The organism is Candidatus Flexicrinis affinis (genome assembly GCA_016716525.1).
Classification (GTDB): domain Bacteria; phylum Chloroflexota; class Anaerolineae; order Aggregatilineales; family Phototrophicaceae; genus Flexicrinis; species Flexicrinis affinis.
Genome location: JADJWE010000001.1, coordinates 1048477 through 1074110 on the forward strand (window position 1 = coordinate 1048477; position 25634 = coordinate 1074110).

General features: G+C 61.6%; 22 protein-coding genes and 1 pseudogene. 12 read left to right on the forward strand and 11 right to left on the reverse strand.

What is annotated here, in order from left to right:
- Positions 1–54 precede the first annotated feature (54 nt).
- Genes IPM16_04445 through IPM16_04465 form a run of 5 tightly spaced genes read left to right on the forward strand, consistent with a single transcriptional unit; the run spans position 55 to position 5782 of the window.
- Positions 55–969, forward strand: a complete 915-nt coding sequence (locus IPM16_04445) for a glycosyltransferase family 2 protein (GenBank protein ID MBK9122359.1) — start codon at positions 55–57, stop codon at positions 967–969.
- The gene (locus IPM16_04450) at positions 966–1961 is read left to right on the forward strand and encodes a glycosyltransferase family 4 protein (GenBank protein ID MBK9122360.1); all 996 of its coding nucleotides are present in this window, start codon (positions 966–968) and stop codon (positions 1959–1961) included. Before IPM16_04445 ends, IPM16_04450 begins: the two co-directional genes overlap by 4 nt.
- Entirely contained in the window at positions 1903–2124 is a 222-nt protein-coding gene (locus tag IPM16_04455) for a hypothetical protein (protein ID MBK9122361.1), read from the forward strand. Before IPM16_04450 ends, IPM16_04455 begins: the two co-directional genes overlap by 59 nt.
- Positions 2121–4310 carry a YfhO family protein gene (locus IPM16_04460; protein ID MBK9122362.1) on the forward strand — a complete coding sequence of 730 codons (2190 nt, stop codon included), beginning with the start codon at positions 2121–2123 and terminating at the stop codon, positions 4308–4310. Before IPM16_04455 ends, IPM16_04460 begins: the two co-directional genes overlap by 4 nt.
- Positions 4310–5782 (forward strand): O-antigen ligase family protein, encoded by a 1473-nt coding sequence (locus tag IPM16_04465; protein MBK9122363.1) that lies wholly within the window; start codon positions 4310–4312, stop codon positions 5780–5782. The genes IPM16_04460 and IPM16_04465 overlap by 1 nt, the downstream gene beginning before the upstream one ends.
- A 31-nt stretch (positions 5783–5813) precedes the next feature.
- On the opposite strand, the gene IPM16_04470 is transcribed toward IPM16_04465, so the two are convergent.
- Together IPM16_04470 and IPM16_04475 are read right to left on the reverse strand one after the other, a co-directional pair.
- A complete protein-coding gene (locus IPM16_04470) occupies positions 5814–6887 on the reverse strand; it encodes an SH3 domain-containing protein (protein MBK9122364.1) in 1074 nt (357 codons plus the stop codon).
- 168 nt (positions 6888–7055) lie between these two features.
- On the reverse strand, positions 7056–7829 hold the full coding sequence (locus tag IPM16_04475; GenBank protein ID MBK9122365.1) for a hypothetical protein: 774 nt from the start codon (positions 7827–7829) through the stop codon (positions 7056–7058).
- A 110-nt stretch (positions 7830–7939) separates the two neighbouring features.
- On the opposite strand from IPM16_04475, the gene fbp reads away from it, so the two are divergent.
- The 3 genes from fbp (at position 7940) to IPM16_04490 (ending at position 11381) form a co-directional block, all read left to right on the forward strand.
- Positions 7940–9010 carry a class 1 fructose-bisphosphatase gene (gene fbp / locus IPM16_04480; protein ID MBK9122366.1) on the forward strand — a complete coding sequence of 357 codons (1071 nt, stop codon included), beginning with the start codon at positions 7940–7942 and terminating at the stop codon, positions 9008–9010.
- Positions 9011–9113: 103 nt separating this feature from the next.
- On the forward strand, positions 9114–10787 hold the full coding sequence (locus tag IPM16_04485; GenBank protein ID MBK9122367.1) for a LysM peptidoglycan-binding domain-containing protein: 1674 nt from the start codon (positions 9114–9116) through the stop codon (positions 10785–10787).
- 3 nt (positions 10788–10790) lie between these two features.
- Positions 10791–11381, forward strand: a complete 591-nt coding sequence (locus IPM16_04490; GenBank protein ID MBK9122368.1) for a hypothetical protein — start codon at positions 10791–10793, stop codon at positions 11379–11381.
- Here IPM16_04490 and IPM16_04495 read toward each other — a convergent pair.
- The 8 genes from IPM16_04495 to IPM16_04530 all read right to left on the reverse strand — a co-directional run bounded on the left by IPM16_04495 (position 11373) and on the right by IPM16_04530 (position 20771).
- A complete protein-coding gene (locus IPM16_04495; GenBank protein MBK9122369.1) occupies positions 11373–11831 on the reverse strand; it encodes a MaoC family dehydratase in 459 nt (152 codons plus the stop codon). The two genes, IPM16_04490 and IPM16_04495, sit on opposite strands and share 9 nt — an antisense overlap.
- Before the next feature lie 243 nt (positions 11832–12074).
- Positions 12075–13226, reverse strand: coding sequence for a hypothetical protein (locus IPM16_04500; protein MBK9122370.1), 1152 nt, complete (start codon positions 13224–13226; stop codon positions 12075–12077).
- Between the two features lie 166 nt (positions 13227–13392).
- Positions 13393–13917, reverse strand: coding sequence for a hypothetical protein (locus IPM16_04505; protein MBK9122371.1), 525 nt, complete (start codon positions 13915–13917; stop codon positions 13393–13395).
- 26 nt (positions 13918–13943) lie between these two features.
- Positions 13944–14483: a pantetheine-phosphate adenylyltransferase gene (gene coaD, locus IPM16_04510; GenBank protein ID MBK9122372.1), complete on the reverse strand. Its 540-nt coding sequence runs from the start codon at positions 14481–14483 to the stop codon at positions 13944–13946.
- Positions 14484–14510: 27 nt separating this feature from the next.
- Positions 14511–17357, reverse strand: a complete 2847-nt coding sequence (recG, locus tag IPM16_04515) for an ATP-dependent DNA helicase RecG (protein MBK9122373.1) — start codon at positions 17355–17357, stop codon at positions 14511–14513.
- A gap of 12 nt (positions 17358–17369) precedes the next feature.
- Positions 17370–18224 carry a DegV family protein gene (locus tag IPM16_04520; protein MBK9122374.1) on the reverse strand — a complete coding sequence of 285 codons (855 nt, stop codon included), beginning with the start codon at positions 18222–18224 and terminating at the stop codon, positions 17370–17372.
- Positions 18205–19077 carry a DegV family EDD domain-containing protein gene (locus IPM16_04525; protein ID MBK9122375.1) on the reverse strand — a complete coding sequence of 291 codons (873 nt, stop codon included), beginning with the start codon at positions 19075–19077 and terminating at the stop codon, positions 18205–18207. Before IPM16_04525 ends, IPM16_04520 begins: the two co-directional genes overlap by 20 nt.
- Positions 19078–19088: 11 nt before the next feature.
- Positions 19089–20771 carry a DAK2 domain-containing protein gene (locus tag IPM16_04530; GenBank protein ID MBK9122376.1) on the reverse strand — a complete coding sequence of 561 codons (1683 nt, stop codon included), beginning with the start codon at positions 20769–20771 and terminating at the stop codon, positions 19089–19091.
- 105 nt (positions 20772–20876) lie between these two features.
- On the opposite strand from IPM16_04530, the gene IPM16_04535 reads away from it, so the two are divergent.
- Positions 20877–21059, forward strand: coding sequence for a 50S ribosomal protein L28 (locus IPM16_04535; protein MBK9122377.1), 183 nt, complete (start codon positions 20877–20879; stop codon positions 21057–21059).
- A 59-nt stretch (positions 21060–21118) separates the two neighbouring features.
- Here the strand turns inward: IPM16_04535 and IPM16_04540 are convergent, their stop codons facing one another.
- Positions 21119–21808: a ribulose-phosphate 3-epimerase gene (locus IPM16_04540; protein ID MBK9122378.1), complete on the reverse strand. Its 690-nt coding sequence runs from the start codon at positions 21806–21808 to the stop codon at positions 21119–21121.
- A gap of 122 nt (positions 21809–21930) precedes the next feature.
- Between IPM16_04540 and IPM16_04545 the strand changes: the two genes are divergently transcribed.
- The 3 genes and pseudogenes from IPM16_04545 to IPM16_04555 all read left to right on the forward strand — a co-directional run bounded on the left by IPM16_04545 (position 21931) and on the right by IPM16_04555 (position 25586).
- Entirely contained in the window at positions 21931–22902 is a 972-nt protein-coding gene (locus tag IPM16_04545) for an aldo/keto reductase family protein (protein MBK9122379.1), read from the forward strand.
- Between the two features lie 31 nt (positions 22903–22933).
- A pseudogene (locus IPM16_04550) lies at positions 22934–24436 on the forward strand (ATP-grasp domain-containing protein).
- A gap of 19 nt (positions 24437–24455) precedes the next feature.
- On the forward strand, positions 24456–25586 hold the full coding sequence (locus IPM16_04555) for a glycosyltransferase family 4 protein (protein ID MBK9122380.1): 1131 nt from the start codon (positions 24456–24458) through the stop codon (positions 25584–25586).
- Positions 25587–25634 lie beyond the last annotated feature (48 nt).

The window sequence follows — 25634 nt, forward strand, 5'->3', positions numbered from 1 at the left end:
ACCTCTGTTCAATCGTAAACAGTTGGTAAAATGCGCGTGCGGAGGTGCGCGTCCTTGGACATCTCAATCATCATAGTCAGTTGGAACGTCGCTGACGACCTGCGCGCCTGCCTCAACAGTTTGGAAGACGCGGGGTCGGGTCGCTACGCCGTGGAAGTCATCGTCGTAGATTCCGCTTCGCAGGACGAGACTCCGCGAATCGTGCGCGAGGAGTTTCCACACGTCACACTAGTTGCGCTGGAACAAAATGTCGGCTTCACGCGGGGTAACAACATCGGGATGGCGCGAGCCACGGGGCGCTATCTGCTGCTGCTGAACCCTGACACAGAGGTTGTCGGCGATGCGGTGGCGGCCCTCGCCGACCTGCTTGAACGCGACTCCACGGTCGGGATCGCCGGCCCGCACACACTGAACACCGATGGCACGACGCAGTCGACGCGACGTCGCTTTCCCGACCGGCGCACGGCGATCTTCGAGACGCCGTGGCTGCGCCGCTTCGCCCCGAATCTGATTCGCCGATTTGAAGCCACTGAGATCGCCGACGACGTAACGGCAGATATCGACTCGGTACAGGGATCGTGCATGATGGTGCGCCGTGACGTCTACGAGCAGGTCGGCGGATTTGACGAAGGCTTCGTGATGTACTTCGAGGAGCTGGATTGGTGCTACCGCGCCAAAGCGGCAGGCTGGCGAGTCGTATACTGCGGCGGCGCGCAGATCGTCCATCACGGCGGGCGAAGCTCGGAGCAGGTCTCCGGTCGAAAGCATGTCCATTACAACCGCAGCAAGGTGCGCTACTTCTCAAAGGTGTACGGTCGCGGCTTTGGCGTACTTCTGGTCCTCGTGCTGAAATTCGTTTATGCGTGGCAGTGGATGCTTGAAGGTGCGAAGTGGCTGCTTGGCCGCCAGCGCCAGCTGCGCGCCGAGCGCCTTGCCGCCTACGGGCAAGTTCTCCGGTCAGGCTTATGATCCGGTCGCTGCGGATCGGGCTGATCACCGGAGAATACCCGCCGATGCAAGGCGGAGTCGGCCAGCACTGCGCGAAACTGGCGTCTGCGCTGACCGATGCTGGGCACAGCGTCAGCGTGTTCAGCGACCGGCGTGCGCGGACGCTTGACGACCGCGTCGCCGTGGATGCCATTGCAGTAGGGTGGGGGATCGGTGTCGCGCGGGAAATTCGACGTTGGGCAGTACGGCGCCACTTCGACATTCTCAATCTACACTTTCAGACCGCGGCTTACGGCATGTCGCCGTGGGTGCACTTTCTGCCTGACCGCTTGGAGCCCCAGTTTGTCACCACGTTTCACGACCTGCGTGTGCCGTACTTGTTTCCCAAAGCCGGTCCGGTTCGGCCGTGGATCGTGCGACGGTTGGCGCGGGAATCGAGCGGGGTGATCTGCACCAATCACGAGGACTTCGCGCAGTTGGCGTGGCACGGCCGGCGCAGCCTGATCCCCATTGGCAGCAGTATTCCCGCATCGCCGCGCGATGTCGCAGTAGTTCACGCTGTGCGCCATGCGATGGGTGTTGGAGACAGTACGTTTGTCGTGGCGTACTTCGGCTTTATCAACCACAGCAAAGGTGTGGATGTCCTGCTCGACGCCGTGAAAGAAGCCGTCACTTCGGTCGAGCGGCCCGTGCAGTTGTGGATCGTCGGGGACCCGCTCGGCGCCAGCGACCCGACCAACGAGACGGAAGTGCGCCGCATCGAACAGAAGATACGCGAACTCGGCCCAGATCTCACGACGCGGTGGACAGGGCCCTCTTCGGGAAGACGAGATCGCGGCCTACCTGCAAGCCGCAGATGCGGTCGCGCTGCCATTTCGCGATGGCGCATCGTACAGGCGATCGTCGCTGATGGCGGCGATCAACGCCGGTGTGCCGATCGTCACAACGCGGCCGATGGTCGCCATCGAAGCGTTCGTCGACAGCGAGAACATGCTCTTTGCAGAGCGCGATGACGCGCGCACGCTGGCGCAGCAACTTTTGCGCCTCGCCGGCGACCCAGCACTGGCGGATCGGCTGCGTGAAGGTTCAACGAAGCTTGCCGGGACCTTCGCGTGGCCGGGTATCGCTCAGGCGCATGTCGACTTCTTCTACAGCGTACTTGAGAGGCCAGCGTGACACGCCTTCGTGCAGCGGCCCCGGATCTTTTGTGCGTCATGGTCCTCGTGCTTGTTTGGGCGGCGTTCTTCTGGCGACTGCTGACACCGATCGCTGATCAGCAGGCCTCGCTCGCTCGTGGTGACTTTTCCGCCCAGTTTGTGGCGTTCGGGGCGTATCAGCACGCCCGCTTGAGCGCGGGCGAGGTTCCGCTGTGGAACCCGTACAACAACGGCGGGCTCCCGTTCATCGCTGATACGCAAGCGGCCGTGTTCTATCCACCGCGCCTGCTGACGATTGCGCTGACCAACCTGAGTGGCACGGGCTGGACATATCACACGCTCGAACTCGAGATGGTCGCGCACGTCCTCCTGTACGTGCTGTTGTTCTACGCCCTCGTGCGCCGCCTGACGGTTGGGAGTCCGTGGTCTCCGGCGGCGGCGCTCGCGGCGGCGCTGGTGGCGGGATTCGGTGGATTCATGACCGGATACCCGCCGCTTCAGCTCGCGCTGTTGGAGGCCGCGGTGTGGTTTCCAGCGGTGATGCTTGCGCTGCACGAAGCGACCCGCCGCAATCTCAACTGGCGCTGGACCGTTGCAGCGGGGTGGTTTCTCGGCATTAGCTGGATGGCGGGTCATCCGCAAACGAGTTTCTTCCTGACGTATGCCGCCGTGGCGTATGGGCTGTTCCGGTTGTGGACGATTCGAGCAAAGACTATCCACGCCGTCGCAGCAATCGTGCTGATAGGCGTGGTATCCTTAGGAGTCGTGGCTGTCACACTTTTGCCCGGCCTAGAGTATCTGATGCTCACCAGCCGCGCCGGGTTCGATTACGCTGCCAAGAGTTCCGGCTTTCCGATTGACCATCTGCTGCAAATCGGCGTGCCGCAAGTGGTCAGCCAATGGTCGCCGCTGTGGATCGGCACGGTGGGGCTGCTGCTCGCCGCGTTCGCCTTGACGCGCCCCAACCGAAATATCTGGTTCTGGCTCGGCGTCGTTGTCGTCAGCCTCCTCTTCAGCTTGGGCGCGAACGGGCCGTTGTATCCGGCGCTGTACAACGTCGTGCCGGGGCTGAGCTTCTTCCGTGGGCAGGAGCGCGCGGCATTCCTCGTCGCCAACGCGGCCGCGATCCTCGTCGGCTACGGCGCGATACAGCTTGGCTCGGCTGTGCCGCTGCGCCGCCGTGTGATTACGGGGGCCGTGGTTGTGTTCATCGTCGTCGTGTGCGCGCTCATCGTCGAGCCGAAGTCGTCGCCGCAGTATGCGCTGTTCGCCCCGCTGTCATTTGTCTTGGCGTTGTTGGCTGGCACAGCCTCGATCACACGCCAGTCGCGCATGATTGTCGTGCTTGTCGGCCTCATCGTGCTCGAACTGCTCGTCGTGCGCTTCAGCTCGACTAACTACGACTTGCGTCCGCCGGAGCAGCAAATCAACGCCAATCCGCTGATCGCCGAGGTACAGCAGACGATCGTGCCCGGGGAGCGCGTCGATGGCCGGCGAGTGCTGGGCGGCAACTGGGGCAGCTACTACAGTATCGCCGATATCCACGGCATCAGCCCGCTGTTTCTCGCCGGCCCTCAGGTCATCATCGAGGAAGGGCTTCCCGACGAGCGTGCATGGGAACTGTTTGCCGTTCGCTATGTGTACTCGGATTGGGAGGCGCTTCCCGTGCCGTCGGAGGCGATCGCCAGCGGCGAAGATGCTTCCGGCCTAGTCAACCTGCATCGGCTCACCGCGCCCCGGCCGTTTGCGCACTTCGTGTATGATGCCGTCGTGGTCGACACCGACGAGGACGCACGCGTGCTGCTGGCCGATCCGACTTTCAACCCGCGTACCACGGCGATCCTGCACCAGCCGCCGTCGCTGCCGCTTGGGATGGAACCACGCGAACATTACGCTTCGACGGTCACCTTGTTTGAACCGGAGTACATCATCATCGACGCCCAGTCGCCGGACAACGCCATTCTCTCGCTGGCGATGGTCGACTATCCGGGCTGGCGCGCGGCGGTAGACGGGCAAGACGCGGCACTTATGCGCGCTTACGGCGGGCTGATGGCCCTCGAACTACCGGCGGGCCGACATACGATCGAACTTCGCTACGAGCCGCTCACGTATCGGATTGGCGCGCTGCTCAGTACAGCGACATGGTTGATCTTGCTGGCTGGCAGCGTTGCTGCGGCTTTCGTTCGACTGCGGAGGACTCGGTAATGCGCGAGATGTCGCGCCCGCGGACCATTCTTGTGGATTGGGTGACCGGTCTCGATCCGCGCCTCATGGTCGCGGTGATCGCCGCGATCGTGGCCTTGTGTGGCGTGGCCATCGCGGTTGGCCTGACGGTGCTCGGCCCGTTGTACACCGGCGCGGCGGTCGTGGGCGGACTGGCCGGTCTGTACGTGCTGACCAGCGCGCAGGCCGCGCTGTACGGTGTCGTGGCAATCATGGCGCTGCTGCCGTTCGGTACGCTGCCGTTCAGTATCGGCTTCACGCCTACGCTGATCGACGTGATGATCGGTGCGTTCTTGATCGTGTACGGCGCACAGTGGATGGTGGGGAAGCGAAACGACTTCCGCACGACGCCGGTGCACGGGATGCTGGCGCTGTATGTACTGTGGATCCTCGCGTGCTTCGTGCTCGGCCTGCGTTATGCCGCGCCGACCAGCCTGATTCTACGCCAGTTCAGCGAGACGATCCTGATTATGCTGCTCGTGTTCGTGCTAGTCGATCTGCTGCGCGATCCCACGATGCTGCGGCGTCTGGTGCTGGTCGTGATCGTGTGCGTGGGCGTGCAGGCCGTTACCGCTCTGGTGCTGTACCGTCTGCCCGACGATCTCACCGAGCGCCTGCTACGTACGCTTCAGCGCATCGGGTATCCGGGCAGCAACATCATTCGCTACATCGAGCAGAATCCGGGCTTGCCGGAGCGCGCAATCGGGACGTGGGTCGATCCAAACACGCTCGGCGGGGCGTTGGCGATTGCCGGCACCATGATTGCGCCGCAGGTTTTCGCCCGGAAGCCAGTGCTGCGTTACCGCGTGCTTACGCTGAGTGTCCTCGGATTGATCGGCTTGGCCCTGTTTCTGACCTATTCGCGCACGTCGATGTTGGCGCTCGGCGTCGGGTTAGGGACAATCGCCATTGTCCGATATCGCCGTTTCTTGCCGCTGCTGCTCGCTGCCGGCGCGCTTATCTTGCTTATCCCGCAGGCACAGGATTACGTGCAGCGCTTCATCGATGCGTTCACCGGCGGCGATTTGGCGACGCAGATGCGTATTGGCGAGTATGGCGACTCGCTCAGGCTTATCGGCCAATACCCGATCTTCGGCATCGGATTCACCGGATCGCCGTCGATCGACCTGTACGCCAGCGTCGCCAGCATGTACCTCATCATGGCGAATCAGATCGGTCTGGTTGGGGTGGCGCTGTTCGCGCTCGTCATGATCGCCGTACTGATCTATGGATACGTGGCATGGAAACGCGTGATCGGTGACGACGAACTTGAGCCGATCCATCTCGGCTATCACGCCGCGCTGATCGCGGCGCTCGTCAACGGCATCGGCGACCTGTACTACTTCCGCATCGACTTTCAAGCGTCGATATTGCTTTTCTGGCTGACAGTCTCGCTTGCGCTGGCGACATCGCGCATCGCGTTGACGCGGGAATCAAAAGCCCCACCGTCCTAGGTGTACGGTGGGGCAGGCGATCGGAAAATCGCTAGAAGGTGACCGGCAAGGCGCCCGGGTTGGTGACTTGCAGGAAGTTCCCGCTGACCCAACCGATAACGCCGTTCACGTTGATCTGGTACCACGTCCCGGCGCTGTTCTTGCCGACAACCGGGAACGACTGGTTACGGGCGATCACGGCCAGAATGTTCTGCACGAACGGGTTCGGCGTGCTGCGCACATTCAGGAAGTAGCAGTTGACGACTGTCCCGGTCACGCCGGTCTGCTGCTGGCCGGAGTTGTTGTAGGTCACCGGCACCGCGCCGATATTCGACACGACCGCATAGTCCGCATTGATCCAGCCGCGCACGCCGCTGGGCAGGATGATCTCGACCCACAGCGGTTCGCCGGATGTCTTGCCGACGACCTGGAACGTCTGGTTGCGCGGGATCATCGTGATGACGTTGTTAACGAACGGGTTCGGCGCCGTACGTACGTTCAGGAAGTAGACGTTGACGACGTAGCCAGAGACATAGCCGCCGGGCTGCTGCTGGCCGGAGTTGTTGTAGGTCACCGGCACCAGATTGAGGTTGGTCACGTTGGCGTAATCGGCGTTGATCCAGCCGGTGCCACCGCCCTGCAGATTGATCTGCACCCACAGCGGCTCGCCTGAGGTCTTGCCGACGACCACGTGCACAGTACCCAGCGAAACCGTCGTCAAGATCTGACCGGTATACGGGTCGGGGATCGCACGCGCATTCAGGCTGCCTGTGGTGATCACGGCTGTCGAGACCGTTGCCGGCCCCGGGCCACCCGTGCCGAGCACCGGTACTGATGCAGCGTTGACGACCTGGACGTATTGTCCGGAAACCCAGCCCGCTTGGCCGCTGGGCGGGAGCAGGATCTGCCACCACAGGCCGTCCGAAGAACGCCCGAGGACTTGGAACGTCATCCCGCGGTCGACCACCGCGATGACTCCCGATTGGGTGGAGGGGGTCACGCGAACGTTGAGATGGTCGGCTGTCGTGACCGTAGCATTCGGCACGGCCTGAGCCTGAACCGGGCTTGCGGCGACGGACAGAACCGCCACGACAAGTAGGCTGATGAGTAGGGTGAAAGCACGCATGTTAGATACCGTCCTGTGAACTGATTTCACGCTTCGCATAATCTAATTATACGCTCATGTGTTACAGCCAATGCACGCCAACGCAACGCTCCCTATGCGTCGGCCAATTCTCGCCTGACGCAAACGCTACGATGATGCGGATATGGTTTGCAGCGTGTTTGAATGTGCTTAGGATGCGTTCTGCGCCACGCGAAGCGACTTCACGCGCGATTGCAGCTCGCCCAATGACAGCGGATGACCTGAATCAACGACCAACCAACCGCCAAAGCCGGATCGCGTCAGCACGTCCACAGTGTTGCGCAGGGCTGTTGCGGCGCTGTCGGTGGCGATCAACTTCACGGCTTCGTGTCCGGCCCAGCGCGCGATGTCGATCCCTTCGGCTGCCAAATGCGAGAGGTGAAGCGCAATTTGCAGATGCGGGTGATCTTCCAGCCGCGATCGTATAGTGACGGCATGGTCGGGGCGGGTCAACAATGTCGAGCAGGTGCGATCGGCAGGCATGAGCAGCAGATGCGCGCCGAGGGCGTAGGCGAGGTCGCACAGTGTCGCGCGCAGCTGCGTGATGAGCAGCTCGGCCTCCAGCTCGATCGAGGACTTGTACGGATGAAGGTCCGGCAGCACGCTGTCAGGCGCGTAGTGACCGTAAAAGACCACGCCCGCCGCCGACAAGTCGACTGATGCGGCCATGGCTCGACGCATGTGAACCAGCGACTTCTCCCGTACGTTGTAGTCCGGGTGGATCAACTGCGTGTGGCCGACACGGACACTTGACGTCGAGATACCCGCATCATGCAGCGTGTATGTTGCGGCAAGCACGTCGAGGGTTTCGTCTTCTCGATAGTTGAACTCGACGCCGTCGAAGCCAGCCGTTGCCGCCGCTCGTATCTGATCCTTTAGCGAACTACCGGGCAAGGCGCTGATATTGACGGCGAGACGATACACGGCAAGCTCCTAATGATGAGTCGCGGTGATTGTAAACGAGCGCCGTCCATCCGTAAGCACCGAGGGATCTGCCCTTGTATAATATGCACAACACGGCAGGAGGTGCCGCCATGACCCAGTTGATGACGATCGAGCGATTTATCCTGCAGCAGCAGGCACGTTTTCCCGACGCTACAGGGACGCTGACGAACCTGCTGTATGACATCGCGTTAGCCGCAAAACTGATCGCCAAGGAGATCCGTCGCTTTGGTCTGGGCGATGTCGTAGGGGCGGCAGGCACGGAAAACGTTCACGGCGAACGGCAGCAGAAGCTTGACGTGTTCGCGGATGAAGTGATCGTACGCATGAACGACCACACGGGCCGCCTCGCGGCCATGGCATCCGAGGAACATGAGGAGATCATCGAGGTCGCGCCAAGGTACAGCAGCGGCAAGTACGTCCTGCTCTACGATCCGCTGGACGGCTCGTCGAACATCGACGTCAACGTATCGGTCGGGACAATCTTCTCGGTCCATCGTCGAATCACGTCCGGCCCAGTCGGAACGCTGCAGGACCTGCTGCAACCCGGCCGGTCGCTGGCGGTGGCCGGCTACGTTATCTACGGTTCAAGCACGATGCTCGTGTATTCAACCGGCACAGGCGTTCACGGCTTTACGCTTGACCCGAGCCTCGGCGAGTTTCTGCTGAGTCACCCGGATATCCGGTATCCAGACAAACCGTTGTACTACAGCGCGAACCACGGCCACGAGAAGCACTGGACACCCGGCGTCCGGCGTTACATCAAAGAGCTTCAAGGATTGCACGGCCCGGGAAAGCCCCCGCTCAGCCACCGGTATACCGGTTCACTCGTCGCGGACTTTCACCGGAACCTGCTGCGTGGAGGCGTGTTTGTGTACCCGGGCGAGGTCGGCGGCGGGGAAAAGCCGAACGGCAAGCTGCGCCTGATGTACGAAGGGCAAGCGATCGCATTCATCGCCGAGCAGGCGGGTGGGCGCGCCTCGGACGGAATCGGCGACTTGCTGGACATTCAGCCACATGCGCTGCACCAGCGCACGCCCTGTTTTGTCGGCAACAAGGAGCTTGTCGACCAAGCAGAGGCGTTTGTCGCGCAGCACGACCACGAATGGCGTGCGCAGTATCTGCCGTATCGCCAGCGCGAGGCACATTTAGACACGCGATAACCCCACGGGGTTCCGACGGTCTGCTGACGACCTCCGTCGCAAATATCGGAAGTGATATAATGCGGCCTCATTCTGTACATGCGCTTACGCGATGGAGCACGCGATGAAACGAATCTCGCTGGGCACCGCCGCACTACTGTTCCTCTTGATGATGGCCGCGCCAGTGGCCGGCCAGTCAGGGAACCTGCTGCAAGATCCCAGTTTTGAAGCACCGGGAAACTTCAACGTTATCCTGAACAGCGTCGATGAAGGTACGGTCTTTGGCGTACCTGCCGCTTGGGATGGCTGGATTCTGACATCGCCGCGGACCGAGCCGTGGATGAACCTCGTACCGGACGGCTACCCGCATACCGGTCTCTTCAAGTTTGACGGTGGCCGATCGCTCAGTATTTCGCGCGGATTCGCGACGTTTACGACCGCCGTATTCCAGCGTGTCAGCGTGGCCGCGGGCAGCAACGTGCGCGGAAGCGCTCGCGCCTTCATGGAGCGCGGCAATTCGCCGCCGCCGGGCGCGCAGTTCCGGGTCGGTATCGACCCGAACGGCGGGTCGGATCCGCTCGCGCCGGGTATCGTGTGGTCGCCGTGGGTCGCTTCGCCAAACAGCTGGGTTCAGGCGACTGTCGATGCGACCGTGGGCGCCGGCGGGGCGGTGACTCTGTTCCTGTACTCGACGCAGACGTCTCCGACCAACCCCAATGCGATCTATTGGGATGACGCGACGTTGACACTGGGAGGCGGTGGCGCTGCCGTGGCCTCGGGTACGCCGGGGTCGGCAAACGTGCTGCCAACGCCCGCCTTCGCGCCTTTTGTGTTGGCGCAGGGCCAGCGCGAAGACGGATCGATCGTCCATATAGTCGTACCGGGGGATACGCTCGATGCCATTGCAGTTGCGTACCAGACGACACGTGACGAACTGCTGGCGCTCAACAACCTGACCAGTCGCAACTTCCTCCAGCTTGGGCAGGAGATTCTGGTGCGGCCACCCTTCACCGCAACACCGGCGGTTCAACCGACCGGGAGAACGCCGGTGCCGTCCCGTACGCCGTCTACGGCGCTCCAAACAAGCGTCGCAACGGCGGCACGGACGGTAACGACTTTAGCGACGACTTCGACGACGGCAGAGGCGACGTCTGACACCACCGCCGTTAGTTCGGCGGCAACGACGACGATCGAGGCCACGGTAACCACCGAGGCGACCGAGGTCATCCCGACGGAGACTCCCACGCCACCGGCCACAGCGACCGATCTACCCCCAGCGCCGATCACGCAGGTGGCACAAGCACCGACTGAACCGGTCGACGTGACCCGCATGTGTTTTTGGGCGTTCGATGACGTCAATCAGAATCGAATTCAGGAAGGCGACGAACAGCTCGTCGCAGGCGCGACCGTGCTGGTCGTGCAAGGCGGGACGCGTGTTCGTTCAATCACCACAACGGTCGATGATCCGGTATGTGTCGACGATCTCGAAGCTGGCGACTATACTGCCGAGCTAGAATCTCCCGACGGATACGGCCCGACTACGGCCGCGTCGCTGAATCTTCGCGTACAGGAGCTTGCGCGCACCAACGTTCGGTTCGGCGTTGCGCAAGGGATTCAGCCGGTCGTTCCACCGACCGCGCGGCCCGAAACCGAGAGCACGCCGCTGCCCACTCCTCTGCCGGCTGAAGCAGAAGCGCCTAACCCGCTTGAGCAGTACGGCGGTATTCTGGTGATTGGAATCGCGGTGGCGGTCATCATGGGCGGCGCGGCGCTCGCCCTGTTCATCCGAGGACGGTAGTTGATGGCACGGATAGCGTGTGCTGCACTCGCTCTCATCCTCGTTCTGTCCGCGGCGGTGGCGCAGGAATCCGGCGATGGTCAGTTCTGTGTGCGTGGCTTCGAAGATCGAAATGCAAACTTGACCCGTGACGCTGGCGAACCCCTTCTGACGTCGGGCATGGCGGCCGATTTGTTGGACGAATCGGGGATTGTGGTTGCAAGCGCGCTGCTCGCCGAATCGCCTACGGCGGCGCAAGGTGTCATTTGCTTCCAGTTTCTACCGCCCGGCCAGTACTCGATACAGGTCACAGCAGCCGAATATGTCGCCACGACACCGGATACGATGACCGTTACGCTGCGCGGGGGCGAGCTTCCAGCCGTTCTCGAGTTCGGCGCGCAGAGCATCGTCGACGCGCAACCACAGCCGACTGAGGCCACCGCGCAGGAATCGCCGCAATGGCCGCGCTTCCTGACGGCAGCAATCGGCGCGCTGATCGCGTTGGTTGTGATGCAGGCGATTGGGTTGGTTGTTTACCTGCTGCGCTTCCGCCGGCGCAAGCCCGTCAAGCCCAGCGTGACACAAACCGGCCAGTTCAAGCGCCCGCTAACGTGAGGGCCGCTGCTTCAAGAACAGCGCGCTGCGGGTGACTTCGATCGTGATCTCCCCGTGCTGATTGCGCCCGATGTGGCGCATCGTCACGATTCCCGCTTCAGGCCGCGAACGGCTCTCGCGTTTGTTGACGATCTCGGTTTCTACATGGAGCGTATCGCCGGCGAACATCGGCTTCGGGTGCTTGACGTTCTCGTAACCGAGGTTCGCGATGATCGTGCCGGCGGTCAGGTCGCCTACCGTAATCCCAACCACTAACCCCATCGTGAAGATCCCGTTCACAATCGGCCGGCCGAACTCGGTGCCCGCTGCGAATTCCGCGTCGAGGTGCAGCGGCTGACTGTTGAGGGTCAAGCTGCTGAACAGCACGTTGTCGAATTCGGTTAACGTGCGCCGCAGTTCGTGGGCAATGGTCATACCCACCTCAAGCTCGTCAAACGTTTTTCCGGCCATGAGCAGTCTCCACATTGCGCTGCGCCGCAGCGATTATAGCGCCGCCATGCAGAACGCCGGCATGGGGGGGACATGCCGGCGTTCCGTGGAGGGAGAGGCCAGTGTTAGTCTGGCCGAGAAGCAGAAGGTTTACACACGAGCCAAGGAGGGACTTACCACACCACTTCTGCTTCTACCTACCCTGTAATGTAATGAGATCCGCTAAAGCAGACGTGAATGCCCACTGAAGGGTACCTAAATCCGCTACGACCCCGGTTGACCGATCGGTGCAGTCTGTCCATCGGGGTTCGCCGGATCGACTGTCGGGACGAAGCCTTCGGGTGTGGGCGTGCCGTTGTCGCACCAGTCCTGTGCCACTGACCGCTTGCCGCTGACCTGCGGATCTGAGAACAGCCTGAGAGCGTTGGTGTACTGTGTGACCGCGGCGCATGGCGATCCATACGTCAGCGCATCGGCATAGAGCACGTAGTTGTTGAACAACAGCCGCTGCACCTCGCCGTTCTGGTAGTTTGGCGACAGGTTTACGACCTCTTGCAGCGCGTTGATGGCGCCGATGTAGTCGTTCGTCCCAACACGCGAACGCGCGCTGAGATAAAGCTGCGCGACGTAGCGCTCGAATTCGAGCCCTTCGGCGAGCGGCCCGAAGTCCTCAGCACGGTCGGTGAGATAGATCGCCTCTCCCAAGTCGCCTGTCCGGTAACGCTGGAGGGCTTCCGCGTTGAGCGCACGGGACATCAGACTGCGCACCAGCGCGACCTCGTAGTTCGGGTCGATGCCGACAATCACGTCGAGCTCGTCGATCGCGTCGAGCCATTGCCCAAACGAAACCGCGCTTTGGGCGCGTGCTAGCCGACCTGCGAGGTCGAACGGGTCTGACAAAGTGGCTGTTGCCTCGAGCGTGGGCGTAGCAGTCGGACCCGTGTCGGTGGGGGCAGTCGTAGGCGTCTGCGTTGGAGTGAGCGTCGCGGTCGGTTGAAGGATGAGGTACACCGCAGTCCCGGTCTCGAGCAAGCTGGGCAAGGCGGGCAAGCCGCTTTGTTGTGTCGCAAGATACTGGATACGGTAGCTCGCCAACTCAAAATTACCGCCCGCGATATCGGTAGACACGAGCTCGAACTGAAGGGCGGTGTCTGCATCCGAGGTCGTCGTGGCGTTGGATGCTGCCGTGCGTTGTCCGGTCGTCCAACCGGCGGTCGCGGACAAGCCCACGATACCGAGCGCGAAGATTCCCAGTACGCCGAAAATGAGAATCGCCGAGCCACAGCCCATACCGGACTGCGGTTGGTACATGCGCGGCCCATCCGGGTCAAGCGATCCGTAAACGGACTGTTCGCCTACAGGTTCTGGCGGTAGGGCGCGGACTGGTTGAGTGTCTTCGAGAGGATTGTTGGTCATACAGCGTCCCATGTGCTTGTGCCGACACATCGGCGACCGCCATTATACAGCCGTGGAACACCGCGTAAACCCGTGTGCGTTCGGCGTAGGTGAACCGCAAACAAACAGCCGGGCATGAGGTGCCCGGCTGTGCGGAAGCGATGAGCGCGTGAAGACCGCGGAGAATCTAGCGGTTGACGTTTACGTCCTGATTCTGCTGCTGCAGGATCGGTAGGGCGTTCGGGTCGTAGCTCTGGACGATCTGGTCCGCCGGCTGTTCGACCTCGGCGATGCCATTACGTACTTCGCCGATCATGCGCCCGAGCCGCTGCTCGAGATCACGCAGCGCATCGACGATATAGGCGTCGGCGTCGTTCATAATCTGTTCGGCGTCACGGCGTGCGCGGTCGAGCACTTCCCGGGCACGGGCTTGGGCTGCCTGCACCGAGGTGTCGTTATCGAGCATCTCGGCGCCCTTAGTCCGCGTATCCTGCAGGATACGCGCCGCTTCTTCATTGGCCTTCTCAAGGATGCGATTGCGTTCCGCGATGACGGTCGTCGCCTTGACGATCTCCTCCGGAATGGAAATGCGCATCTGATCCAAGATCGCCAGCGCACGCTCTTCGTCGACCACGGTATATTTGCTGAAAGGGACGTGACGTCCTTCGTCAATCAGATCTTCGAGCCGGTCAACCAGTTGCAGAATATCCATCAGTCCTCAACCTCTCATTCATCCGTTCAGTCGCGGATGCTTATGGTGTAGCCCGGTTCCGACTGAAGTGCACGCAGTTCCTGAAAGCGCGCGACCAAGGCCTCGTTCACAAAACCCGGGACCATTGTCGACACATCGCCCCCGAGTTCTGCGATTTCGCGAATGGTGCTGGAGCTGATATGGATGTGCCGTTCATCCGCCATGATCGAGACCGTCTCGATGTCGGGTGCGAGCTTCTTATTGGCAAGGCCCATACGAAACTCGAACTCGAAATCGGAGAAGACCCGCAGGCCGCGGATAATGGCCATCGCTCCGACACTTGCCACATAGTTTACAAGCAAGCCGGAAAATTTCGCAACTTCTACGTTTGGGATATGTCTTAATGCTTCTGCCGTCATTTCGATCCGACGCTCGACATCGAACAGCAGGCGCTTCTTTGGCAGGTCGTAGGCGGCGACGATGACCTTGTCAAAAACCTTGGCGGCTCGTTCCGCGACGTCGATATGCCCGTTGTGAATCGGGTCAAACGAACCCGGGTATACAGCGATACGACCTGCACCAGTCATCTGAATTGTCCTTCCGCCTCGTATTGCCTAGCTGACGTCGACTTCCGGGTCGTAGAGCATGGCGACCCGCTCTGCCAGCAGCCGATGTTCCGGCATCGTCAGGTACGGGTCTTCTTCGAAAAGCGTGCGTGCTTCGCGCTGGGCCATGTCGACCAAGTGCGGGACCATTGCGTGCAGCAATTGGAGCTTGCTGCGACCGCTCTGGCGCGTCCCGATCAGGTCGCCCGCGCCGCGCTGCTGCCAGTCGATTTCGGCCAACTTGAAGCCGTCGGTCGTCTCGGTCAGCGCCTTGAGGCGCGCCTCGGATTCAGGCGTATCCATATCGGGTACGAGGAAACACGTCGATTTGTGCTGCCCACGGCCAACTCGACCACGGAACTGATGCAGCTGCGCCAGACCGAACCGATTAGCGCCTTCGATGACGATGACGTTCGCGTTCGGCACGTCCACGCCGACCTCGGCGACCGACGTCGTCACCAGCACGTCGATCTCGCCGCGGCTGAAGGCGCCCATGATGTCGTCCTTCTCGGCAGGGCGCATTTTGCCGTGCAGCAAGCCGACGCGATAGTGGTAGAACACCTGACTGAGCCGTTCGAACTCTTCAACGGCAGACGCGGCTTCGATCGTGTCGGACGCTTCAACCAGCGGGTGCACTATAAATGCCTGCCGGCCTTGTTCGAGCTGCTCCTCGACGAAACGATACATCCGTTCGCGCTTAACGTCAGGGATGATGTAGGTATCGATGGGGGTGCGCCCCGGCGGCATTTCGTCAAGGACCGTCAGGTCAAGGTCGGCGAACAGCGTCAGCGCAAGCGTACGGGGGATCGGGGTTGCCGTCATCACCAAGACGTGCGGATTCGTGCCCTTGCCACGCAAACGCCCCCGCTGCTGAACGCCGAAGCGGTGCTGTTCGTCGATGACGACCAATCCAAGATTCTGGAACGTGACGCCTTCTTCGATCACGGCATGCGTGCCGATCACGATGTCGACCGAACCGTCGGCTAGGCCGGCAAGGGTAGCGCGCTTGTCGGCGGCGCTGAGCGCACTGGTCAGCAGGGCGACGCGCGGCTTACGGTCTCCCGGCGTCGCTTCGAGCTGGCGCGAGATGCTGCGGTAGTGCTGCTCGGCGAGGATGCCGGTCGGGGCCATCAACGCCGCCTGTTTGCCATTTGCATAGGCGAGGATCATCGCGCTGATTGCCACGGCAGTCTTGCCGGATCCCACGTCGCCTTGCAGCAGTCGATTCATTGGCGTGGACTTCGCGGCGTCATGTCGGATATCCGCGATCGCTCGCTGCTGGGCGCCCGTAAGCGGATAGGGGAACACGGAAGCGACGAAGTCATCCATGAACCCGTCATCCACCGGCAGCGGCTCTGCAGGTACGCTCTGCCACTCGCGCCGCGTTGCGAGTATCGACATCTGCATCAGAAGCAGTTCGTCGAACACGTACCGGTTTCGCGCGTGGGTCAGGTGGTCGTGACCCTCGGGGAAGTGCAGGTTCCTGATCGTCCAGCCCAACTCGGCCAGATCGGTGCGCTCAAGCACCGACGCGGGCATGTAGTCAGGCAGGTGTTCCGCCCAGTAGGTGACGGTGTCGCGCATCAAGCGACGCATCGTGCGCCCCGAGATGCCTTCGGTCAGCGGGTAAATCGGCACGATGCCGATCTGGCGCAGGTTCTCCGGGTCGATCTGTTCCCATTCCGGGTTGGCCATCTGTGGTTGACCCCGGAATGCGGTGACACGTCCGTGCAGGACAAATTGAGCCGATGGCTGGAACGTGCGGTTCAGGTAGTGCTGTCCGAAGAACGTGACGTGCAGCGTGCCGGTACCGTCGTAGAACTCGACCCACAGGTCTTTGCGCCTGCTCTTGATGGCCTTGAGTTCGCTTCGGCGGACCGTGGCGATAACGGTCGTATTCTGCAGTGGAACAAGCCGGGATATCGGGGTCAGGCGCGTGTAATCGTCATAGCGGCGAGGCAGCAGTGCCAGCATGTCCTCGATCGTATGCACGTTGAGGTTCGCGAGCGATTCGACCATCTTCGGCCCGATTCCGCGGACGGTCTCAACCGACGCACGGAGACCCCGCATGATGTCCGTTGCGGCTTCCGGGTCGACATTGGGCCGAGGCGAGCGTGGTGGCCGGGCCAGCCGAATCTCGGTCGGTATATCAAGCTGGCCGGTGTGCAGCACTTCGATAGGGTCGCTGACATCGAAGCTGAGGTCGCCATCGTCACCGCCGCGTGGGCGTTGTTGGTCACGCCGGTCGCGCTGCGTCCTGCCCTGCTGGCCGCGATCCGGCCGATTCTGGCCACCATCACGCCGCTGCTGTTCACCGCGCGGACGATCTGGCTTGCTGCGCCGCTCGTCACGCCGTCCCTGATCACGCGCTTGTTCATCGCGCTCTCGGCGGTCCGGGCGCGGTGGACGGTCCTGTGCTTGCTGCTCAGGCACGGCCCGCTCACGGGGCTCGGCAGACGGCTCGGGATGGGATGGACTCGTGTCGGGTGGAGTCGTTTCGACGGGGGCCGCAGGCTCCGGTGCCGGATTGGCCGCAGGTGTTGGCTGTTTCGCGGCGTCACCCGCCTCGAACACCTCGCGTTCGGTAGGCGGCTGGACCCGACCGGTCACGCGGTCTAACATGTAGTTTACGATTTGCAGGCGGCGCTCTCGTTCGCCGATGTCGTCGTAACCGCGCATCAGTGACGTGAGTTCGTCTACAAGCCTGCGCTGTTCGGGCCGACGTGCCTGTTCGTACGCCTGCATCGACCACGTCGAACTATAGGCGCGCAGTCCGCCGACCACGGCACGATTGTTGGCGCCTTGCTGACGCTCGAGCTTGAGTATCTTGACTAACTGTTCAATTGCTGAGGGCATGACGTTGTTGAGCTACGCCTTCCAGGATGTGCTGACCGAAGCAAACCCGAGCGACCCCGGACCGATGTGAACGCCGAGCGTCGGCCCAACCCGCAAGATCTGCGTCTCTTCGGGCAGGATATCGGCAATACGTTCCTTGACTTCTAGCGCGCCGTCGAGATTGTTTGAGTGGATTATCGCAAGCCTATCGATGGGTGCTTGCTCACGCAAGATATCTATCATGTGGTCGACGGCTTTGCCGAACGTGCGGACTCGCGCGGCGGCCAGTACTTCTCCCTCGTGCACCTGCAAAATGGGTTTGATCTGCAGCAGTGCGCCAATCCCGGCGGCAGCCCAGCCTACACGGCCCCCGCGCCTGAGGAATTCCATCGTGACCAGCGCGACGTACAGTGCTTGATTCTGTCGTACGCGTTGGATCGCGTCGAGCGTCGCCTCTACGTTTCCCGTCTGCGCTGCTACTTCGGCACCAATAATGACCTGCCATCCCATGCCGAGGCTGAGTTGCCCGCTGTCAATCAGCGTGTACTTGTTGGATGGCAGACCGGAACCGCCAATCCGGAACGAGTTATAGGTGGTCGATAGCTTGGCTGGGGTTACGATCGCAATGACGTGATCAGCAGACTCAGCTGCGCGCTGCAAGGCTTCTTCGGCAAGTGCCGGGGGAGGTGCTGCTGTGGTCGGATGCGAGGCCATTGCCGGAAGCTCGCGATAGAACGCTTCACGGTCAAGTTCCTTGCCGTCGTCGGCAAAGCTTTGCCCTCCATAGTTCACAAACGTGGGGACAACACCGATATCATGTTTGTCCACAATCTCCTGCGGCAAGTCGGCAACGCTGTCGGTAACGAACTTAATCTTCAAGAATGTCATGGGCCTCACCTATACGCGAACCTAGAATGACCAAACCACCGGCGTGTGGCCCAAGAAACGATGCCATCGCCGTAGTGCAACTGCTGAGAGATGGTGTCTGACCCGGGATTTCACCGTGCCAACGGGCCAGTAACTGCCGCGTCACTTCCGAGCGATGCACGCCTTCGGGCTGAACGATCACCGCGGACTCGAACGCGCTGAACCCCTGTGCGAACTCGATCAATTGGTCGATGATCTGAGCGCGCGTGCGAGCCTTTCCGGTCGTCACTAAATGTCCATCGTCGAGCGTGAGCAGCGGCCGAACGCCCAGCATCGACGACAATACGCTGTGTTCCGCCGGGATGATGCCATTATGGAGCAGCGTCTCGGTGGATTCAACATAGTATATCGAGAACACGCGGGTCGTCGTGTTACGAATATCGCGCACAAGCTGGTCGATCGTGCGACACGCTTGAGCTCGTTTGAGCGCACGCATGACCACCAGACCTTGACCGGCGCAGATCGTACGCGAATCGATCACGGTGATATCTTGCGGTCCGGCGCTCATCGCAGCAGTGCGGGCATTCACGAAGCTATCCGATAGCGCCGCGGATGCGGTGATGCAGACGACGGCGGATGCCTCGCTCTTGGCGGCGCGGAACACGCGATAATACTCTTCCGGGCCGGGCGGCACGATCGTCGATGGAACCGGCCGGCGAGTTGGGCTGTCGTATGCTGCGCTCCGCGCTGCGCTCAACGCCGCAGACGAGCGTTCGTCGACCGTCCGCCACGGCACAATGTGCAGCGGCAGACCCGCGCCAGAATCTTCTGCAAAGCCCGCGGCGCCGTCTGTGACGATTGAGCAATCCAGCATCGGCGTGAGTGCTATTCGATGCTGATGAGGTAGGGATAGAGCGGCTGACCACCCCGTACGACAACAATTTCGGGCCCCGGGAAGAGCTCGCCAAGTCGTTCACCAAGCCGCGCCGCTTGTGCTTCGCGCACGGCGTCGCCAAAGTACATGGTTATGAGTTCGGCCTGACTGGCATTCAGGTTCGTCAATACTTGTTCGACAACCGCATCCGGCGACTGGCCGGAGCCGACCAGCTTGCCGTCCAACAAGGCGATGATGTCGCCTTCTTCGGCAGTCACGCCATCCAGTGTGATCGTCCTTGTCGAGGTCGTCACCTCGATCGTGCGGACGGCGCGCACCGACGCCGCCATTTCGTCGGTGAGATCGTCGAGGTTAACGCTGCCGTTCGCGTTGATGTACGTCATCAACGCCGCGACACCTTGCGGAACTGTGCGGGTCGGGACGACCCGTACGGTCTTATCTGCGGTCAGTTTCGCTGCTTGCTCGGCTGCGAGAATGATGTTCTTGTTGTTTGGGAGCAGGACGATTTCGTCATTGGGGAGGCTGTTGATCGCCGTGAGGAAGTCCTCGGCACTGGGGTTCATGGTTTGGCCGCCGCTGATGACGACCGATGCCCCGAGCTCGCGCACCATGAGTTTGCGCATGCCGTCGCCTGCCGCCACGGTCACGACAGCCACGCCGTCGACCATCACCGGCGCGTCGTCGATGTCTTTCTTGACACGCTGCGCCGCCTGCGCTTCGTACTGGAGCTGCATGTTCTCTACGACAATGTCATCCAGCATCGCACCGGCTTCAATCGCGTAGCCAATCGGATGGGCAGGGTTGTGCACGTGAATATGGACCTTGATCAGCGTCGGATCGCCGACGACAAGCGTCGACCAGCCCATCGCTTCGAAGTCGCGCCGTACCCGAGCCACATCGAAATTCTCGCCGCGCATCAGGAACTGCACATCGTACCCGTAGCCGTCTTCGTCCTCGGGTTCGAGCTCGTCCTGCCATGTCCCGTCGTGGGTATCGGCAAACGACACATCGCGCGAGAGAAGGGTCTCGTGCAGCATGACGGGCTCGCCTTGCAACATGCGTGCCATGCCTTCGAGGATGTACACCAATCCTTGACCGCCCGAATCAACCACGCCCGCTTTGCGCAGAATGTCGAGCTGTTCCGGCGTGCGGCGCAGCGCGTCTTTGGCGGTCGCCAGCGTGACTTCCAACACGACCTGAAGGTCGCTGTCTTCTTGCGCAACACGATAGGCGGCTTCGGCGGCGGCTTTCGCAACCGTTAAAATTGTGCCCTCGACGGGTTTCTCTACCGCGCGGTACGCCTCTTCGGAAGCGGCCCGGCAGGCGTAAGCGAAGGTCGACGCATCGAAGACTTCGCGGTCTTTCAGCACGTTGGCGAATCCGCGCAGAATCTGCGACAGGATGACACCGGAGTTGCCGCGCGCGCCGAGCAGGGCGCCGCGCGCCATGGCATCTGCGACTTTTCCGACGTGCGGATCGTCCCAATCGGCGATTGCGGCATATGCCTTGCGCATCGTCAGCGTCATGTTGGTGCCGGTGTCGCCGTCCGGCACCGGGTAGACGTTCAGTTGATTAACCCGTTCGCGGTTGTGCTCCAGCCACGCCAGTCCAGACGCATAGAGGAACTTCAGCCTGAAACCGTCACACACGCGACGGGAGAGTTCTACGATCATTGGTACACCTCGCGATCCGCGGCGGGCGGATCGTATCTTGAATTACTTCACCGGGCTATGGTAGCATTTTCCAATCGGTATCGGCAAAAGTACGGGCATACTCCTATGGCTATCTGCGCAGTCTGCGGGAAGAAGCCGCAGTTCGGCAATTCTCGCAGTTTCTCGATGCGTGCAACGCGGCGGAAGTTTAGTCCAAATCTTCAGGTTGTGAAGGTTAAAGAGGGCAACACTTTCGTGCGCAAGACCATGTGCACCAAGTGCATCAAGGCGCTTGCAAAGGACGCGTAGCGCGACCGAAACATCACGACATTCGAGGAAGCCGGCTTGTCCGGCTTTTTCGTTTGACATTACGCGCCACCTCCAGCCGCCCTCCGCAGCGAGTCGAGCGCGCCTGCGATGCCGGTCGGGTCGCGAAAGATGGCGTTTCCGGCGACGAGATATGTCGCACCCGAGTCGACCGTGCGCCGGGCCGTCTCCCGATTGATGCCGCCGTCCGCGCCGATCTCAAACGACAGACCACGCCGAGTCGCGAGGTCGGCCAGGTGTCGAATCTTGTCGAGCGTGGGCTCGATGAGCCGCTGCCCCCCGAAACCCGGATTGACCGTCATGACCAAAACGATGTCTGCGCTTTCGAGAACCTCCTCGATGGCGGAAATCGGCGTGTGCGGATTGAGCGCGATGCCGGCCTTTGCGCCCAATTCGCGGATCCTCTGAAGCGTGCGATGGAGGTGAGGCGACGCCTCGACATGCACCGTGACATGGTCGGCACCGGCCTTTACGAAATCCTCGACGTAGCGCTCCGGTTCGATAATCATCAGGTGCACGTCGAGCGGCAACCGTGTGACGCGTCGCACGGCCTTGACAATCATGGGGCCGAAGGTGATGTTGGGGACGAAGCGTCCGTCCATCACGTCGAGGTGAAGCCACTCGGCGCCGGCGTATTCACATTCGGAGACCTGCAAGCCGAGCTGTGTGAAGTCCGCCGAGAGCAGTGAAGGAACTATTTTGGGTGGAGCCAACGATACTCGTCCGGTGATCCGCAAAGTGTTTCCAATAATATAACAATTGATAAGCACAGTTCGTTACGTTACTGCCTTACGTTATACTCGCGGCGTTCACATAGAGTAAAGCGCAGATCCAAAGGGGATTCAACATGACCATGCAGTATCGGCGGCTGGGCCGTACCGGCTTGAAGGTGAGTGCCTTGAGCATTGGGGCGTGGCTGACCTACGGAAGCAGCCGGGTCGAATATGACACTGCTGCCGCGTGCCTCCATGCGGCGATTGAGAGCGGGATCAACTTTATCGACGTTGCCGACATTTACGCGCGCGGTGAAGCAGAAAAGGTCGTTGGGAAGGCCATCAAGAGCTACGACCGGACGAGCCTCGTAATCAGCACCAAAGCGTACTGGGGGATGAGCGACGACGTCAACGACCGCGGGCTGAGTCGCAAACACATCATGGAGTCGGTCGAGAAATCGCTGAAGCGTTTCGACATGGAGTATCTCGATCTGTTCTTCTGTCATCGCTACGACGACGAGACACCCACCGAAGAAACGGTTCGCGCGATTGGCGACCTGATCGCGCAGGGCAAGATCCTTTACTGGGGCACGAGCATGTGGTCGGCGGCGAACATTGAGGAAGCGGTTGGCATCGCACGCGCCACCAACACCTACGCACCCGTCACCGAACAGCCGCTCTATAACATGTTGGACCGTGAACACGTCGAGGGCGAGCTCGAAGACGTGTGCGACAAGTATGGGATCGGGCTGGTGGTGTGGAGCCCGCTGGCGCAAGGCGTCTTGACCGGCAAGTATAACGATGGGATTCCAGCCGACAGCCGCGGGTCGAACGCCGACCCGAGCTGGTTCGGCAAGCAGATCGCCGAAGATCGTATCGATCGTGTTCGCAAATTGACTGCGCTGGCCGCAGACGCCGGCACGTCGACGGCGGCATTGGCGCTTGCGTGGGCGATGAAGCACCGCGCGATTTCGAGCGTGATCACCGGCGCGACCAAACCGGAACACGTTCACGACAACCTGAAGGCGCTCGATGTCACGATTACGCCGGAACTCGACACGGCCATCGAGGACATCTTGCAGAACAAGCCGGTGCGGCGTAAGTTCAACTAGCGGCCGTATGACCGGCGCGTGTCGGTAAGGAGTTGCCGTGCTAAAACACTGTTTGGTTGCCAACCGCGGGGAAATCGCCGTGCGTGTCATCCGCGCGTGCCACGCCCTCGGCATGTCGGCGACTGCAGTATATTCGACAGCCGACCGGCAGGCGCTTCATGTCGAACTCGCGGATTACGCCGTGGAGTTGGGGCCGCCGGCACCGGCCGAAAGCTATCTCGCTATCGAGCGGTTGATTGACGCGGCACGGTCGACCGGGTGCGACTGTGTGCATCCCGGGTATGGGTTCCTCAGCGAAAGCCCCGAGTTTGCCGAGGCCGTGCTCGCGGCGGGGTTAACTTGGGTTGGTCCGCCTCCCTCTGCAATCCGCGCCATGGGCGTCAAGACCGAAGCACGCCGCATCATGGAAGCAGCAGGCGTGCCGGTCGTGCCCGGCTACCAACCCGAGAACGCCAACGACGCCGACTATGACGCCGCAGCTCAGCGAATTGGCTTTCCGTTGATGATCAAGGCGGCTGGGGGTGGCGGCGGCAAGGGAATTCGGATTGTCTGGCGCCCCGAAGACCTTGCTGACGGTCTGGCCTCCGCGAGTCGCGAGGCGGAGAAAGCGTTCGGCGATCCACGCGTGTTCCTTGAACGATACATCGAGCGTGGCCGGCACATTGAGGTGCAGGTCCTCGCGGACGTCCACGGCAGGACGGTGCACCTGTTCGACCGCGAATGCAGCGCCCAGCGGCGGCACCAGAAGATCGTCGAGGAGTCGCCTTCGCCGATGTTGGATGCGCAGCAGCGCGAGGACATCTGCAGCGCGGCTGTGCGCGCCGCGCAGGCCGTCGGCTACGTCAATGCTGGCACCGTCGAGTTCATCGCAGCGCAAGATGGACAGTTTTACTTCCTAGAGATGAACACGCGGCTACAGGTCGAGCATCCGGTCACCGAGAGCGTAACTGGCATCGATCTGGTTGAGCTGCAGTTTCTGGTCTCCGACGGTAAGCCGATCCCGTTCGAGCAGCCAGATGTAAAGCAGCGCGGCCACGCCATCGAGTGCCGCGTTTACGCGGAAGACCCGCAGCGCAGCTTCCTGCCTTCGATTGGCACGCTATATACGCTCGACGTCCCGGCGGGGCCGGGCATCCGCGTTGACAGCGGTGTGCGCGCCGGGGACAAGGTCACGATCCATTACGACCCGATGATCGCCAAGGTCATCGCGTATGCCCCGACGCGAGAGGACGCGCGCCGCAAGCTCCTGTATGCCCTCCGACAGATGGTTGTGCTGGGTGTGACGACGAACGTTCGTTTCCTGATGAGGTTGCTGGACGATCCGATGTTCGCTGCGGGCAAAGTCGATACTACCTATGTCGACGCGAATCTGGGGAACCTGATCGACGACCCTGAAGCGGAGATCGAAGACGCCGTGCTGATCGCCTTGGCGCTAAGCGAAGCTGGTGCAATTGCGCCGGTCGATGCCGTCGCACAGCAGCGCGATCCGTATTCGCCGTGGGCACGATCGGACGGGTTCAGGTTGCATGACTGAGTGCTCCGGAAACCGACCGCTGCGCGTGCTGATGATCTCCAAGGCGTGTGTGGTCGGTATCTATCAGAAGAAACTTGAAGACATTGCCCGGCTTGGCATCGATTTGACGGTCGTCGTGCCGCCGTCGTGGCGTGACGAACGCGGCGTACAGACGCTTGAGCGCGTGTACGTTGACGGTTACGACCTGCGCGTGCTGCCCATCCGCTTCAATGGCAGTTTTCACCTCCACACGTATCGCGGGCTGGGACCGCTTGTTGCGGAGCTGAAGCCCGATCTCGTGCACGTGGACGAAGAGCCGTACAACGCGGCGACATGGCAGGCGATATGGCACGCGCGCCGTGTCGGAGCCAAAGTCGTCATGTTCAGTTGGCAGAACTTGCTGCGTCATTATCCTCCGCCGTTTTCGTGGGGAGAGCGGTGGGCTTTGGCACGCTGTGATCTGCTCATCGCGGGGACCGAAAGCGCCGCAGACGTATGGCGCGACAAAGGGTATTCCGGGCCGATACGCACGATGCCGCAGTTTGGCACCGACCCTGAGTTGTTCCGGCCGACAACGGAACAGCGGACTGCGTATAGACCATTCGTTATCGGCTACTTTGGCCGGCTCGTCCCCGAGAAAGGCGTGCACGTGCTGCTGGAGGCGGTGGCCGACCTCTCAGGCGACTGGCGGGCGATGATCGTGGGTGGAGGACCGGAACTGGGCCGGCTCAAGGCGCAGGCCGCGTCACTCGACATCGTGCAGCGCGTCGAGTTCCGTGCACAGGTGCCTTCCACTCAGATGCCAAACCTCTATCATGAGATCGACTTGCTGGTACTGCCTTCTCTGACGCGCCCGAATTGGAAAGAGCAGTTCGGCCGGGTGCTGGTCGAGGCCATGGCCTCCGGTGTGCCGGTGATCGGCACCGACAGCGGCGCCATTCCATCAGTCGTGCGCGACGGGGGGATTATCGTCCCTGAAGGCACTGCGTCGGTCTTGCGCGACGCTATCCAGTCGCTGATCGATCAGCCCGAGCACCGCCGGGAATTGGCGGAAAAGGGCAGGATGCGCGTCGTGGAGCAGTTCACACAGCAAACTGTTGCGAGTGAAACCGTGCTTGCGTACCGCGTGCTGTGCGGTGACGCGACAGGCTTGGCCCACCCCTTTCCATAACACAGCTAGTACCCGGGTACTGAAATTGCGACAATCGGTCGAGTTTGT

Excerpts from the sequence above, each read along its gene's own strand:
- IPM16_04450 (MBK9122360.1), top strand. The coding sequence starts at position 966 with ATGATCCGGTCGCTGCGGATCGGGCTGATCACCGGAGAATACCCGCCG.
- IPM16_04455 (MBK9122361.1), top strand. The coding sequence starts at position 1,903 with ATGGTCGCCATCGAAGCGTTCGTCGACAGCGAGAACATGCTCTTTGCA.
- IPM16_04465 (MBK9122363.1), top strand. The coding sequence starts at position 4,310 with ATGCGCGAGATGTCGCGCCCGCGGACCATTCTTGTGGATTGGGTGACC.
- IPM16_04470 (MBK9122364.1), bottom strand. The coding sequence starts at position 6,887 with ATGCGTGCTTTCACCCTACTCATCAGCCTACTTGTCGTGGCGGTTCTG.
- fbp (MBK9122366.1), top strand. The coding sequence starts at position 7,940 with ATGACCCAGTTGATGACGATCGAGCGATTTATCCTGCAGCAGCAGGCA.
- IPM16_04485 (MBK9122367.1), top strand. The coding sequence starts at position 9,114 with ATGAAACGAATCTCGCTGGGCACCGCCGCACTACTGTTCCTCTTGATG.
- IPM16_04490 (MBK9122368.1), top strand. The coding sequence starts at position 10,791 with ATGGCACGGATAGCGTGTGCTGCACTCGCTCTCATCCTCGTTCTGTCC.
- IPM16_04495 (MBK9122369.1), bottom strand. The coding sequence starts at position 11,831 with ATGGCCGGAAAAACGTTTGACGAGCTTGAGGTGGGTATGACCATTGCC.
- IPM16_04500 (MBK9122370.1), bottom strand. The coding sequence starts at position 13,226 with ATGACCAACAATCCTCTCGAAGACACTCAACCAGTCCGCGCCCTACCG.
- IPM16_04505 (MBK9122371.1), bottom strand. The coding sequence starts at position 13,917 with ATGGATATTCTGCAACTGGTTGACCGGCTCGAAGATCTGATTGACGAA.
- coaD (MBK9122372.1), bottom strand. The coding sequence starts at position 14,483 with ATGACTGGTGCAGGTCGTATCGCTGTATACCCGGGTTCGTTTGACCCG.
- recG (MBK9122373.1), bottom strand. The coding sequence starts at position 17,357 with ATGCCCTCAGCAATTGAACAGTTAGTCAAGATACTCAAGCTCGAGCGT.
- IPM16_04520 (MBK9122374.1), bottom strand. The coding sequence starts at position 18,224 with ATGACATTCTTGAAGATTAAGTTCGTTACCGACAGCGTTGCCGACTTG.
- IPM16_04525 (MBK9122375.1), bottom strand. The coding sequence starts at position 19,077 with ATGCTGGATTGCTCAATCGTCACAGACGGCGCCGCGGGCTTTGCAGAA.
- IPM16_04530 (MBK9122376.1), bottom strand. The coding sequence starts at position 20,771 with ATGATCGTAGAACTCTCCCGTCGCGTGTGTGACGGTTTCAGGCTGAAG.
- IPM16_04535 (MBK9122377.1), top strand. The coding sequence starts at position 20,877 with ATGGCTATCTGCGCAGTCTGCGGGAAGAAGCCGCAGTTCGGCAATTCT.
- IPM16_04545 (MBK9122379.1), top strand. The coding sequence starts at position 21,931 with ATGCAGTATCGGCGGCTGGGCCGTACCGGCTTGAAGGTGAGTGCCTTG.